This window comes from Candidatus Zixiibacteriota bacterium (genome assembly GCA_035574315.1).
Lineage (GTDB): Bacteria > Desulfobacterota > Binatia > UBA9968 > UBA9968 > DATLYW01.
The window spans coordinates 1-13209 of record DATLYW010000011.1 but is presented as its reverse complement, the minus strand read 5'-3'; the positions used below and the strand labels follow the sequence as shown (position 1 = coordinate 13209).

Below are 13209 nucleotides of genomic sequence, written 5' to 3'. Positions count from 1 at the left end.
CATGCGGCAAGACCGCTTGTAGAATCCGCGGAAACGGCGTCGCCGCGCAAACCGGCGAGTCGATCCGACCCCGATGGCGCACGAGGAATTCAGCGGCGTCTTTCCTTATCTGGTCTCTCCCGTTGACGGGCAAGGACGGATCAAGGACGGAGTGCTTGCGCGTCTGGTCAACGATCTGATCGACAAGGGAGTGCACGGTCTCACGGCGCTCGGATCGACCGGGGAGTTCGCCTACCTCGACCGCGATCAGCGCCGGCGAATCGTGGAGGTCGTCGTGAACGAAGCCCGCGGGCGGGTGCCGGTGGTAGCCGGCGTCGCGGCAACCACGATCGCCGATGCCGTGGAGCAAACGAAAGCCTACGCGGCTCTCGGAGCCGACGGAATCCTCGCGATTCTCGAGGCCTATTTTCCGGTGCCGGAGGACGGAGTCGTCGCTTACTTCACGGCGGTGGCGAGCAGCACCCGCCTGCCGATCGTGCTCTACACGAACCCGCACTTCCAGCGGAGCGATCTGAGCCTCGCGGCGATCGAGCGTCTCGCCCACGTGGAGAACATCCGCTACCTCAAGGACGCCTCTTCGGATACCGGCCGCGTCCTGAGCATCATCAACGCCGTCGGCGACCGGATGCGCGTTTTCAGCGCATCGGCCCACATACCGGCATGCGTCATGCTGATCGGCGGCGTCGGCTGGATGGCGGGTCCCGCCTGCCTGGTGCCGCGACAAAGCGTACGCCTCTACGAGCTCTGCCGCGCCCAGCGGTGGCGGGAAGCGATGCTCCTCCAGCGAAAGCTCTGGCAGATCAACCAGGTCTTCGCCAGGTACAACCTGGCCGCCTGCGTCAAGGGAGGCCTGGAGCTGCAGGGCTACGACGTCGGGCCGCCCCTGCCTCCTCAGGCCCCCTTGTCCGAGGTCGGGCGCTCCGAGATCCGCGCCATCCTTACCCGCCTCGGAGCCCTCGGGCGCAAAACCCGGGCACGCGAACGGCCGCGCGCGAAAGCATGACCCGGAACGCGGTCGGCGCGGATGCCGGGCCGGGCCGGCCGGTTCCGGGGACATCGATGATCACGCCGCCCGCGCCGCCGTACCTGGCCTCCACGTTGACATGAGACCGCTCGCCTCTTCCATGCATCGCCGTGTCATCGCGGATGAGTCAGTTTCCGGTCGCCCGCGCCGGGATCAGCGGGCTCGGTTCCGCGTCCCGCCTCGTTCCCTGCGTTCCCGGCGCGTCCTACTATCCGTTCTATTTCCGCGGGATCTTCCGCCGCGGTACTCAGCAGCGGAGCCTTGAACTGCACGTCGCGGGCGCCGCGGTGAAGGGCCGCTTCAGACCTGCGCTCGAACCAACCCGCTTTCATCAGGCAAAGGACCGGCTCCCCGAGCCGCCGCGATGCCCGTTTTTCCCGGTACTCGATATTGGCGAGCTGCAAGGCGGCGTCGAGCGCGTCGAGGAGCTGGCTCAGGCGTTCCGTGTCCGGCGCGGCGCCGACCGGCTCCACGCAGAAAGCATAGCGGGATCTTTCGACGTCGGCCCAGGCACGGAAGTGGCGCACGGCGATCCCGGCCGCGCTCTGCGCCTGCGCCATCGCTTCGATGACCTGGTTCACGTGCAGCTTTTCACCCGTGATGCTGGTCACGTCCCGACCCTTGCGGACGAATTCGATCAGCGGCGTGCGATTGTAAAATCCCGCGACCCGAACCAGGTCGTTGATATCGTAGCGATACAGGCCGCCGGCGGTGGTGAGCACGACGTAGTAAACCTGCCCCTCCTCGAGTTCCGAGCAGTCGAGCGTCACCGGCCTGGCTGCGTCGATTTCCGACTCCGGGATAAACTCATAGAAGTTCTTGTCGATCGCCAGAATGCCCGCCGAACCCGAATCGGAGACCGGCAGGCTCATCTGCGCCTCGCTGGCCATGTAGCCGAGATCGCGGATCGCGGTCGTCTTGTCGAACCAGCGTTCGAGTTCGTGCAGGCGCACCGCCACGCTGCCCCCCTTCCAGCAGCCGATAAGCTGGAGGCCGGGCCAATACGCGCTCGGGCGCAGTCTCCCGTCCGACCCGGCCAGCTTTTCCAGCCAGCTGGCGCGCGCGGGGTTTTTCGTCAACCGGCGCAGGAGCTCGCCGCGAATGCTCGCCGGAACGTCCCACCGGGCACCGATGCTTCCGTCATGGATGTCCTTGATGAGCTCGTCTTTGTGCCGATCGGCGGTCTCGACGAGTTTCAAAATCGTACTCGGATTGGGAGTGCCTAAGAACGAGACGTCGTGCTCCAGGGCCAGACGCATCGTCACGTAGTATTTCGCGTCGAAGTCTTTGATCCGGGAAACTTCGTACGGCACCGCAGCGGCGTTCTGTATCCAAAGCGGGCTGCTCTCGTAGATCAAACCCGAGGCGGCGCCGAACGGTATTCCGGCGGGGGTGTGTCCTTCGACGGCGGGGCTCACGACTCCGAGCAGCTTCCCCCCGAAAAGCCCCGGGTGGTCCATCAGCGCGCGGTAGTACCAGAGCCGGGTCAGTTGGCGGTGATTGTGTCGCGTGGTCCGTGTGACCGGGATCAACTTGGGCCGGCCCGTGCTCCCGCTGGTCAGCGTGAACGACAGCACCGGCTCGGCGGTCAGCGCCCGGGGTTCGCCATGGTCCGCAGCCCGTTCGACGTAGGGGCGGAACCGCTCGTAGTCGCCGACGGGAACGCGCTTGCGGTAATCGCCCGGGGTACGGATCGAGTCGAATCCATGGTCGCGGCCGAAGCGCGTGGCCCGATTGCGACCGATGATATCGAGCAGCAGGCGGTCCTGGGTTTCTTGCGGCGCGCGCGTGAGACGCTCCCAGCGCGCCCATTCCAGGCCCGTGACGATAGCGGCCGCCTTGATCAGCAGTTCCATGCCCTAACGACGGAGCTCGATCCTCGCCGTCGCAAGCCTCTCCAGGACGTCTTCGCGGACCGTGATCCCCAGCCCCGGGCCCCTCAGCAGGGGGGCCCTTCCGCCGAAACCGAATGCGACGTTCTCGAAAGTCACGTCTTCGCGCAGCAGCCAGGTACTGAACGAGCCTTCGGCGAAGGCGAGCGCCGGCAGGTGCGCCGCGAAGGCGCGCCCGGCCGCCGACAAGATGCCGGTTTCGCCGACCTGGGCGCCGACCTGGACTCCGAACCCGGCTTCCTGCGCGAGCCGGGCGATCGCAAGGCTGCCGCTGATCCCGCCGCATTTGGATAAGCGGATGTTGAAGAGGTCACACGCGCGGATCTCGATCATCCGGCGGGCATCGGCGACCGTGACGAGCGACTCGTCCGCGATCACCGGGATGCCGGTCTTTTCACGCACCCGTCTCACCTCCGCGGGATTCGCGCCCCCGACCGGTTCCTCGATTGCCGCAAGCCCATACCGCTGCAAGCGTCGCAGCTGCTCGATCGCCTCGTCCGCCCCCCATGCGCCGTTCGCGTCCCCGCGCAATTCGACTTCCCCGCCTGCGGCTCGTCTGACCGCCTCGACCCGGTCCGCGTCGCGCAGTGTGCCGACTTTCACCTTGATCTGGCGGATGCCCCATCGCGCCATCCTGCGCGCCAGCTCCGCGGCGTCCTCCGGCGCGTCCGCCGAGATGACTCCGCTGTAGACGACTTCGTAACGCGCCGGCGCCAGCAGGTCGGTCAATCCGCAGTGGCCGGCTCGGAGGCCCCAGTCGAGCAGCGCCAGCTCCAGCGCGCAGAACGCCGCATTCCAGGCGCGCGGACCGCCTTCTCCGCCGTCGACCGAGGTCCATCCGGACATGAGCGCCTGGACGTGATCGAGCGTTTCCCATCCGGGAGCGAACGTTTGCGCAAAGAGCCGCGGCACCAGTTGCTCGCGAATACGCCCGATCATCGCCTCGACGGTCTCACCCGTCACGTACGGGCGCGGCAAGGCTTCGCCGAAACCGCTCCGACCGTCGCTGCCGGTGACCTTGACGACGACCGCGTCGCTCTCTTCGCGCCGGTGCAGCGCATGGCGAAACGCCTGGTGAAACGGAATGCGCAGCTGGTAAACGGTCACCGAGTCGATTTTCTGCGTCTTGGCGGCCGGCGCTCTCGTACCCGTGCGCCGCTTTGACGCGGCGGGAAAGTAGTGACGCACGAACAGATCGTCCCCCAGGGTCCGGGCGGCGATCTCCTCGAACAGCAGATCGGAGATGCGATGGAAGGCGATATAGTCCTGGACGACGGCCACGCCCTCCTCGGCATGGCGCACATCGACCTCCGAGTGCAAAGCGAACCAGCGGAGCGCGGCGTCGTCGAACCCGTAGTGCTTCGTCAGGGCCGCCGCGATCTCTCTCGAACAGCGCGAAAGCATGAACTCGAAGCTCATGGTTTCGAGCAGCACGGAGAGGCACAGCTCGCGCAGGGTGGCGAGCGGTACCCTGGCGGCGCAGAAGACGGCCACCCTTTGCCGCGCGTCGGCGATCAGGGACTCGATCTCGCTTTCGCCGAGCCCGATGCCCCGCGCCATCTCGACGAGCAGCGCCGAATGGGGCTTTTCGGCCTCCGACCGGCCCATCTCCTCCAGGAGATTCTCTTTCAGCAGCTCTGCGGCGGTCGAGGGCAGCGAAGCGAAACAGAGAGCGACAATGTGCGAGGACAGGAAGTGGGTGCGAAAGACGTCGCGTAAGAACTCGCGGACGGTCTCGAGGTGGGCCGTTCCGCTAACCAGCGCCTGGTACTCGTCCGATTCCCGAAATTCCCTGGTCGCGGCATCGAACGCCTTCGTGATTTGCTCGGACGTGATCATGTTCCCTCCAGTCCCCGCCGCGGTGACCGCCGCGGACCTCGATCTTTGCGACCGGCAGGAGAGACCCGGCTGCAAACCGCCCCGAACCACCGAGCTTACAACACTGATCGCGCCTGTGACAAACGAAGCGAACGCGAGCGGAGGCCTCGGGAGCGTTCAACGGGGGGCGAGCGGCGCCATGCGAAAAGGGATTCCTTCCTTCTTCAGCTCCGCCTCGTACATGGCCCGGATCTCCGGCGGCTCGTCCTCGTGCTCGAGCAGATGGCCGCCCTCGCGCTCGCTCAGGTTCGGCCTCCACGGATAACCCACCTGGCGGAGCCCGCGGCGGAGCGCCAGATGGCGCGCGGCCTCCCTGCTGGTCGTGAAATGGTGGTGGTACCAGCCTTCCGGCGGCACGAGCAGGCTTCCGGGGCGCCAGTCGACCCGCACCATCTCTTTCTCTCTGCCGGGATGCCACATCAGCGAATAGCCCTTGCCCGCCAGCACGATCACCTGAGCGCCCGCCGCGTGGCGATGGGCTTTTTTGTAGGTACCGGATTCGATCGCCATGATATGGCCGTACATCGAGTTGCCTGCAAGGTGAATGCCGAGACGGCTGAAGCCCGCGCCGCGCTCCGGATGGGGATCGAGCTTTACGGCGTGGACATCCGGAATGAAATTGACCGCGCGGTCCTCCTGCTCGCCGGGCTTCATCTCGCCGCTGAAGAAGTCCCTCTGACCGGCGAACCGTTCGGTGAAATCGAACGGCGCGCCGAAGACGAACTCCGCCGAGCCGTAAACGTTCATGATCAACGGGAGATTGTTCGCCGCGGCAAAGCGCGCCGGCTCGGTCGCCGAACCGTTGTGGTGCTGATGCAGCACGTTGAGCGGCGGCGAAAAGAGGCTTCCGGCCTGCCACTCGAGCGTGATCGGCTCCTTGCTCCCCGGGCTCCAGAACTCAGTCGCTCCGCGGCCCGAAAGGACGAGCACCTGCTCCTCGTACATGTGGCGCATCGGCTTGAGGCTCTTGCCTGGCGGGATCTCGGCGACGATCATGCCGACGAATCCCTGCGATCCCTCGAGATGACAGTAGGCTGCGGGGCCGCCCCAGCGATCCCAGTGGCCGAGCGGAAGGCTTTTCAAATCGTCCACCCCGTAACCGCCGATCACCGGCAACCCTTCGCGCTCGCACCACGCGAGGAAGGGCGATTTGCGCGCGTACCGTTTTGCCGAAGCTTCATCCAGTGGCATCGTCTCACCTGCCCTCTATCGAACTCATCTGCTTTTACCACGGCCCAGCCGGGCCGGACCAGCGTACGAAACAGGTTTGAGTTTTGCCGCCGATCGTAATAACAGAACGGCAGCGGTGAACGAAGGGAGGACCGAGAATGAAAATCGTCAACCGAGGCCTCTCCGCGGAACGCGACGGCATTCCGGGCTACCTCGCCCACCCCGATCGCAGAGAGCCGGGCCCGGGCGTCATGATCGTGCACCACCACTTCGGCGTCACCGGCCACATGAAATCCACGGTCTGCAACCTCGCCCGCCTCGGCTACACCACCATTGTTCCCGATCTTTACGAGATGCTCGGCGTCGCGGACGGCGTCCACGAAGCTCAGAAGAACACCACCGACGGGCAATTCGTCGAGATCCTCGACCGGAGCTGGCGCTATCTCACGGGGCGCGCCGACGTCGACGGCCAGCGCTGCGCGGTGATCGGCTATTGCATGGGAGGCCGGATCGGCATCCACTTCGTCGCGGCGACCCCGGGCGTGCGCTGTTTCGTCGGCTACTATCCCTCGGTGCGCGACGAAGGGCCCAGCCGGTTGCGCCCGCGCCACCCCTGCGAGGCGGCCCGCGAATTCAGATGCCCGTCGTTGATCTTTTTCGGCGCGCAGGACCACGTCGCCCCGCTTCCGGTGCAGCAGCGCCTGATGGAGAGCTTCCAGGCCAGCGGGCAACCGCTGGACTGGCACCTGTTCCACCGCGCCGGCCACGGCTTCGCACTGGCGGACGGCGACAACTACGACCCGAAGCTCGCCGAGCTGGCCTGGAGCCTTGCCGCAGAGTTTCTCGCGCGCGAGCTGGAAAACGAGTAGACGGAAGACGCGTGGCTGGAGAAGCCGCACCGCCCTGGGCTCACATGAGGCCCGCGCTGCCGGGTCGGGGCGATCAGCCCGCGGGAGACACGCGAAGGATCCGTCCGTTCCGGCTGTCCGTGAGCAGGTAGAGCGAGCCGTCGGGAGCCTGGCGCACGTTGCGGATGCGCTCGCGCAATTCCGCGAGGTACCGTTCCTCGCGAACGACCTTGCCGTCCTTGAGTTCGAGCCGTACGAGAAGGCCGGGCGTGAGCGAGCCGATGAGAACGTTGCCCTTCCATGCGGAAAAGAGATTGCCGGTGTAGAAAACCATGCCGGAAGGGGCAATGACCGGATCCCAGTAATAGACGGGCTGTTCCATTCCCGGCTTCGCGGTGCCCTCCCCGATCTTCAGGCCGGAATAATGAACGCCGTAGGAGATGACCGGCCAGCCGTAGTTCTTCCCGGCTTGCGGCCGGTTGAGCTCGTCCCCGCCGCGCGCTCCGTGCTCCGCAGTCCAGAGCTCTCCGGTTTCCGGATCGAGTGCAGCCGCCTGCACGTTGCGGTGGCCGTACGACCAGATCTCGGGTCGCGCGCCGGGGCGCCCCGTGAACGGGTTGTCCCGGGGAATCGATCCGTCGGGATTGATCCGCACGATCTTGCCGAGCGTCGTAGAAAGGTCCTGCGCGGCGTCGGCGTAGTTGAAGCGCTCGCCGAGAGTGACGAACAGCGTGCCGTCGGGCCGAAACACCAGGCGCGATCCAAAGTGATTCGCCCCGCTCACCTTCGGCTCCTGACGCCAGATCACCTGCGTGTTTTCCAGCCCTGCCGCTCCCAGCCTGCCACGCGCGACCGCGGTGCCCGCCCCTCCTTCGCCGGGCTCGGCGTAGGAGAGATAGACGAGGCGATCGGCTGCGAAGTTGGGGCTGAGCGCCACGTCGAGGAGACCGCCCTGGCCGCGGGCGAAAACCGCCGGCACCCCGGCAAGAGGCCCGGAGAGCCGGCCGTCACGCTCCACCCGGCGCAGGCGGCCCGGACGTTCGGTGACCAGCATGGCACCGTCGGGAAAAAAGGCGAGGCCCCACGGATGCTCGAGACCGCGCGCGATCGTCTCGACCCGCAGCGCTGCCTTCACCGGCTCCGGCGTGGGCGAGCGCGGCGCCTGGCCTTCGGCGGGCAGCGGGGCGCACGAAACCGAAAGCGCGGCGGCCAGCCCGAGACCCGAAGTCGCAAGTCGGCAAGGCCGGAAAAACGATCGCGCAGCCGATCTTTCCATATTCCCTTTGGAGCCGCAGCCTTCGGCGAACCCGAGGATTCCTGAAGTCCGGAGGCTGCGGCGATCCTGTTTCCTGCCAGGCAGCAAGCCGCAGGGGCCGATCCCGGCGGCGCCGGCGAGAAACACGACTTTCGGACGCCGCAGAAGAACAGCCGCAAGCCGGCGCGGCCTGTTTTCCGATGAATCTAGCGGCTCGCCGGTTCGATGTAAATGATGCACCCGCCCGGCGGTCGGCCTTGAGTGTCGCCAATCACGGCGGCGAGGCGCTCTTGCGTTACCAGAAGCGCGCAATTGTCGCGCCACGGAACGCACCACAGCGAAAAAAGATGGCCTTCCCCGCAGGCACGGAGAAGATGCCTGGCCCGCCACCCGCTGAGCCGGGGCGTACGCCTTTCGCGGACGCGAGCAGGTCCAGCCGGCTGTCTTTTTCGATCCGCCCGCGATAGCCGGCACGTCGGGCGCGGCGTCCCTCATCCCGCCCGGCCGTCGACCCTCGGCCGGGTGAGGATCGGAGCGTAGATCACCAGAAAGAGCAGGAAAGCCGCAGCCCAAAGCGCTGCCGAAAGGGCGACGAGAGCCGAAAGCCATCCGGGAAAGACCGCGGGCATCAGTCCCCGGGAAAAAGCGGCCGCATTGATCAGGACGAACGAGAGCACGACGGGCGCCGCCGGCTCGAGCGGGCGCCCGGTGTGGCCGAGCGAGACGCGCGCCATCATCCCCAGCGTAAGGACGCCGATTCCTCCTACGGTGAAGGCGTGCACTGCAAACTGCGGCGCGATTGCGCCTGCGGCGGCGAGCATTTTCAAACAAAATCCCGTCACGATCCAGCCGTAGCCGACGTGGAGCACCCAGAGCAAAGGCAGCCGCCAAATTTTTCGGGTGTACCAGCCGGCGAGGCGGATGCCGTTGCTCGCGGCGGCCAGCGCCGCCAGAACGCCGGTGATCGCGGAACCGGGTTGCAGCAGCTCCGCCGCGGCGAAGGCAACAACCGAGGCCGGGCAGAGCAGCTCGATCGCCCCGCGCCGGCTCGGGGCGGTGCCAGCAACGGCCCGCTCGGTAAAGAACGGAATCACTCTGCCGCCAACGATCACGATCAGGAGAACGATCAGGTTCAAGCCCAGAAAGATTCCGGGGCGAGCCGAGCCGCGGGCAAAACCGGCCACCTCCGCGTGAACCATCAGATCAGCGAGAAACATGGCGGCGAGGATCGGAAGAAAAATGAGATTGCGCCGCTCCCCGCTTCGGACCAGGGGGATGGCGATCGCGACCGTGAGGGCCGGAAGGAAGACGAGATCGGAGGCGGCGATCAACGGTGGTGAGACCGCGCCGTGGAAAAACGGCAGAACCCTGGCGGCCAGCCAGAGCGCCGATAGCAACGCCAGGGGGGCGCCCGCGGTGGTCGGGAGACCGGTCCAGTTGCGCGCCGCCGTAAGCAAGAAGCCGGAGATCACGGCCACGCCGTAGCCGAAGATCATCTCGTGGCTGTGCCAGCGGATCGGCCCGTAATAGCCCTCGAGCTTCAGGCCGCCGGCGAACACCGCTGCCCAGTACGGGATCACGACGAGAGCAAGGGCGGCCGCCAGAAGGAAAAAAGGACGAAACCCCAGGGCGAACAGGACCACGTCGGTTCCCGAGGCTGTTTTCAGGGAGGCGCCAGCCGCGCCATGGGCCGGCGGCCGACCGTCAGTCGCGCGCCGTCTCCAGGGCGGCGTTCATCCCGGCGATGAAACCCTGAGTGGTGCAGCGGCCGAGGCCGTGCTGGTTGAACCCGCCCGCGGACTCGCCCGCACAGTAAAGGCCCGGAATCACCCGGCCGGCCATGTCCATGACCTGGCATCGGCTGTTGATCCTCAACCCGGCGCGGGTGTCGTGCACCAGCGGGGTGGCCCAGGCGGCGTAAAAGGGCGGTTTTGCGATCTTGTATTTCGGTTTTGGTTTGCCGAAGTCGAGATCCACTCCCGATTCCACGAACGAGTTGTAGCGCTCGACGGTCTCCTGCAGCGTAGCGCCGTCGATCGGCCTGGCCTGATACGGGTTCTTGATCGCGGCGGCCAGCTCGCGCAGCGTCGGTGCGCTGAAGAAATATCCGTCCGGGTCGACGTGCGGGGGCGTGAGCTTCCACTTCTCCCTTTGCGCCGCCTCGGAGTCGAAGATCGCCCATACGGGGCCGCACGAATAGTCGGGCGGTTCTGAATACTCGTTCATCGCCACGGCAGCGTTGAAGAAGTTGTACTTGGTCGGATTGAACTCGATGCGCTCGCTGTTGCGGTAGTCGTACGGGGTGTACGGGCGGACCTCGTTGTAGACGTTGCCGTGCGGGTAATCCCCTTTGGTCTCGTCATAGAACCGCTTGCCGACCTGGTTCACCAGGATCAGGTCGTGCCAGTCCTTCACGTTAAGCCCGGTAGCGCGCACCAGCGGGAAGATCGGGCATTCGAGCTCCCAGGTCATGTAGTTGTAGCGGGTCGCGAGCGCACGCTGCGTGCGGATGTTGTCGCCGTTCTCCAGAATCTGATTGGCCAGTCCCCAGAGCGACGCGCCGATCGCCATCGCCGCCAGCTCGCCGCTGGCGTCCTGGAAGGTGTAGGGCTCGCCGGCGACCTGCAGCACCTCGGTGAGCCGGGGATCGAACATGCGGCGGAAGTGCACGTTTCCGGTGCTCCCGCCGGTTGCGAGAATCACCGCCTTGCGCGCGCGGACGTTGAGCGTCGGCTGCGTGCTCTCGATGTTGCCGTCGGAGCGAAAGCTCTTGAGCGGCTTGGTCTGCCCCGGCATGATTCTCGGCGTGTACTTCACGCTGATTCCGACGACCCTCCCGGCGCGGCTCGCGGAGCCCGGCTCGCGCACGATCCTGGTCATCTTGTAGTTCAGGAGGAAACGGACCCCCTTGGCGCGGGCGCTCGCCTCGAGCGGCCGGATGAGACCGGTCCCCCCACGCGCGTTCGGGCTCTCCAGACCGGCTCCCTTGGTCCAGACGATGTGATTCTCGCGCGGCGCCGAATTGCCGATGTTGTGCCCGCCCTGGGTATCGGGAGGAACGTCCTTGAAGACGACGCCGTTGGCGAGCAGGAATTCGAAGGTCTGAGCGCAGTGATCGGCGAACGCGCGCATCACCGCGCGGTCGTTGTAGCGGTAATCGGGCCAGCCGTTCGGCTGCAGAATCGTCCAATCCGTGAGATCGCGGAACACCACGTCGGGCGAGTCTTCGATGCCGTACTTGCGCTGCGCGCTGGTGCCGCCGCCGAGCGGCACGTTGCCGCCGCTGATGATCGCGTGGCCGCCGACGTCGTAGTTCGCTTCGACAACGATCACCGAGGCCCCGCCGTCGGCGGCCTTGATGGCGGCGGGCATACCCGCCGCTCCCGAGCCGACCACCACGACGTCGGCGACGAGATCCCACTTGTCGGGAACCCACCCTATTCCCGCTCCCAGACCGAGCGGCGCGTCGTCGTCTCCGTCGAGCGTGGCGGACATCATGCCTTTGCGTTGGAAACTTTCCCAGGTGTCTTCGCGTCGCATCAACTGTCCTCCCCGGCCGCGGGCGCCCAAAGCCGTTCCGCGGCGTTCCGCGGCGCACGATTTTTCGTCGAATGAAAACGCTCACTTTCTTATCCCATGCCGGCGAGTTCGGTCAAGGGACGCGCTTGGTGCTCGCGCGTTGCCGGAGGCGCGCGCCGCGCTTTTGATTTGGCCGAAGGAGCTGTGGTAATGACGAGGAGCTACTGGTGAGCTTGCTGCCGTGTAGACAGACGGCGACGCGTCGCCCGAGCCGAGAGCTCCGGCCCCGCTGGCGTGCGGTGGGTCGACCGGCCAGCGGGCTCCCGGCAACTTTCGATCTGCTTCTTCGGAGGACGACGATGGGCTGGATCTTCGACACCGCACCTTCTTATGCCCTGTTGCCGCTGCGGTTGGGTTTGGCGGTTACCTTCTTCTTCCATTCGACGCAACAGATTTTCGGCTGGTTCGGCGGTCGCGGCGCCAGGGGGCAGCTCCAGAACTGGCGGGACAAGCACGGCATTCCCGTCCCGGTCGGAGCGCTGGGGCTGCTCATCGAGTTCTTCGGCTGCTTCGCCTTGCTTGCCGGATTGCTCACGCGGCCGTTCGCCCTGGGCCTGGCGGTCTTTATCGCGATCGCGATGTTCAAGTCGCACCTGGGGCACGGATTTTTCCTGGCGCGCCGCCCGGGAGAGGAAAGCGGGATCGAGTACACGCTCGCCTTGCTCCTGATGGCCGTGGCGCTGGTGATCGGCGGCGGCGGCGCCCTCTCCGTCGACCGGCTGCTCAGCGACTGATCGGAGCACGCTCCTTTCTCGGAGCCGAGACGGTTGCGGGGGAACCCGCTTCACCTCGACAGGCGCTCGTGGTGTTAAGACGGCGAGGCGCTCCGGGGAAATCTAGAAAAGCACGAGAGGTTCGAGAAATAAAAAGGCCCGATCTCAAGATCGGGCCTTTTTATTCAATTCCGGCAGCGTCCTACTCTTCCATACGGCGACCGTATAGTACCATCGGCGCTGGAGGGCTTAACGGCCGAGTTCGGGATGGGATCGGGTGTGTCACCTCCGCTATCGCCACCGGAAATCGTTTGGTATCCGGTTTGCGGTTTCCAGTTTCGTGCTGAATGGCCGGAAACCGTGAAACCCGGAACCGGGAATCTCTGAGAACTGAATACGGACGACTGCAATTCAGCGAAGTGGCATTGGTAAATATGGTCAAGCCGCACGACCAATTAGTACCGGTTAGCTTCGACCATTACTGGCCTTCCACACCCGGCCTATCAACCTCCTAGTCTAGGAGGGGTCTTCAGGGGTCTTGCGACCCGGGATACCTTATCTTGGGGGGGGCTTCCCGCTTATATGCTTTCAGCGGTTATCCCTTCCGCACATAGCTACCCGGCAATGCGGCTGGCGCCACAACCGGAACACTAGCGGTGCGTTCTTCTCGGTCCTCTCGTACTAGAGAAAACTCCCCTCAAGTATCCTACGCCCACGGCGGATAGGGACCGAACTGTCTCACGACGTTCTGAACCCAGCTCGCGTGCCACTTTAATCGGCGAACAGCCGAACCCTTGGGACCTACTTCAGCCCCAGGATGTGACGAGCCGACATCGAGGTGCCAAACACC

At 65.7% G+C, this 13209-nt stretch carries 9 protein-coding genes and 2 rRNA genes; 3 read left to right on the top strand and 8 right to left on the bottom strand.

Annotated elements, in window-relative coordinates; genetic code table 11:
• Positions 1 to 73 precede the first annotated feature (73 nt).
• The gene (locus VNN77_02255) at positions 74 to 1003 is read left to right on the top strand and encodes a dihydrodipicolinate synthase family protein (GenBank protein HXG50212.1); all 930 of its coding nucleotides are present in this window, start codon (positions 74 to 76) and stop codon (positions 1001 to 1003) included.
• Between the two features lie 134 nt (positions 1004 to 1137).
• Here the strand turns inward: VNN77_02255 and VNN77_02250 are convergent, their stop codons facing one another.
• The 3 genes from VNN77_02250 to VNN77_02240 form a co-directional block, all read right to left on the bottom strand.
• Positions 1138 to 2880 carry a GH3 auxin-responsive promoter family protein gene (locus VNN77_02250; protein ID HXG50211.1) on the bottom strand — a complete coding sequence of 581 codons (1743 nt, stop codon included), beginning with the start codon at positions 2878 to 2880 and terminating at the stop codon, positions 1138 to 1140.
• A gap of 3 nt (positions 2881 to 2883) precedes the next feature.
• Positions 2884 to 4755, bottom strand: coding sequence for an enolase C-terminal domain-like protein (locus VNN77_02245; protein ID HXG50210.1), 1872 nt, complete (start codon positions 4753 to 4755; stop codon positions 2884 to 2886).
• A 156-nt stretch (positions 4756 to 4911) separates the two neighbouring features.
• Positions 4912 to 5985, bottom strand: coding sequence for an ethanolamine ammonia lyase-activating protein (locus VNN77_02240; protein HXG50209.1), 1074 nt, complete (start codon positions 5983 to 5985; stop codon positions 4912 to 4914).
• Positions 5986 to 6122: 137 nt separating this feature from the next.
• On the opposite strand from VNN77_02240, the gene VNN77_02235 reads away from it, so the two are divergent.
• Positions 6123 to 6833 (top strand): dienelactone hydrolase family protein, encoded by a 711-nt coding sequence (locus VNN77_02235; GenBank protein ID HXG50208.1) that lies wholly within the window; start codon positions 6123 to 6125, stop codon positions 6831 to 6833.
• 73 nt (positions 6834 to 6906) lie between these two features.
• Here VNN77_02235 and VNN77_02230 read toward each other — a convergent pair whose 3' ends face one another.
• The 3 genes from VNN77_02230 to VNN77_02220 all read right to left on the bottom strand — a co-directional run bounded on the left by VNN77_02230 (position 6907) and on the right by VNN77_02220 (position 11607).
• Positions 6907 to 7947, bottom strand: coding sequence for a PQQ-dependent sugar dehydrogenase (locus VNN77_02230; GenBank protein HXG50207.1), 1041 nt, complete (start codon positions 7945 to 7947; stop codon positions 6907 to 6909).
• A gap of 611 nt (positions 7948 to 8558) precedes the next feature.
• Complete coding sequence (locus VNN77_02225; protein HXG50206.1) at positions 8559 to 9710, bottom strand: NnrS family protein; 1152 nt, start codon at positions 9708 to 9710, stop codon at positions 8559 to 8561.
• A 61-nt stretch (positions 9711 to 9771) separates the two neighbouring features.
• A complete protein-coding gene (locus VNN77_02220; protein ID HXG50205.1) occupies positions 9772 to 11607 on the bottom strand; it encodes an FAD-dependent oxidoreductase in 1836 nt (611 codons plus the stop codon).
• Between the two features lie 338 nt (positions 11608 to 11945).
• Here VNN77_02220 and VNN77_02215 point away from each other — a divergent pair, with 338 nt between their 5' ends.
• Positions 11946 to 12380 carry a DoxX family protein gene (locus VNN77_02215; protein HXG50204.1) on the top strand — a complete coding sequence of 145 codons (435 nt, stop codon included), beginning with the start codon at positions 11946 to 11948 and terminating at the stop codon, positions 12378 to 12380.
• Between the two features lie 168 nt (positions 12381 to 12548).
• On the opposite strand, the gene rrf is transcribed toward VNN77_02215, so the two are convergent.
• Together rrf and VNN77_02205 are read right to left on the bottom strand one after the other, a co-directional pair.
• A 5S ribosomal RNA gene (gene rrf / locus VNN77_02210) occupies positions 12549 to 12664 on the bottom strand.
• A gap of 129 nt (positions 12665 to 12793) precedes the next feature.
• A 23S ribosomal RNA gene (locus VNN77_02205) occupies positions 12794 to 13209 on the bottom strand; the annotation flags it as partial.

Bases quoted from the DNA above. Each gene is read 5' to 3' on its own strand.
- VNN77_02255 (HXG50212.1), top strand. From the start codon at position 74: ATGGCGCACGAGGAATTCAGCGGCGTCTTTCCTTATCTGGTCTCTCCC.
- VNN77_02250 (HXG50211.1), bottom strand. From the start codon at position 2,880: ATGGAACTGCTGATCAAGGCGGCCGCTATCGTCACGGGCCTGGAATGG.
- VNN77_02245 (HXG50210.1), bottom strand. From the start codon at position 4,755: ATGATCACGTCCGAGCAAATCACGAAGGCGTTCGATGCCGCGACCAGG.
- VNN77_02240 (HXG50209.1), bottom strand. From the start codon at position 5,985: ATGCCACTGGATGAAGCTTCGGCAAAACGGTACGCGCGCAAATCGCCC.
- VNN77_02235 (HXG50208.1), top strand. From the start codon at position 6,123: ATGAAAATCGTCAACCGAGGCCTCTCCGCGGAACGCGACGGCATTCCG.
- VNN77_02220 (HXG50205.1), bottom strand. From the start codon at position 11,607: ATGCGACGCGAAGACACCTGGGAAAGTTTCCAACGCAAAGGCATGATG.
- VNN77_02215 (HXG50204.1), top strand. From the start codon at position 11,946: ATGGGCTGGATCTTCGACACCGCACCTTCTTATGCCCTGTTGCCGCTG.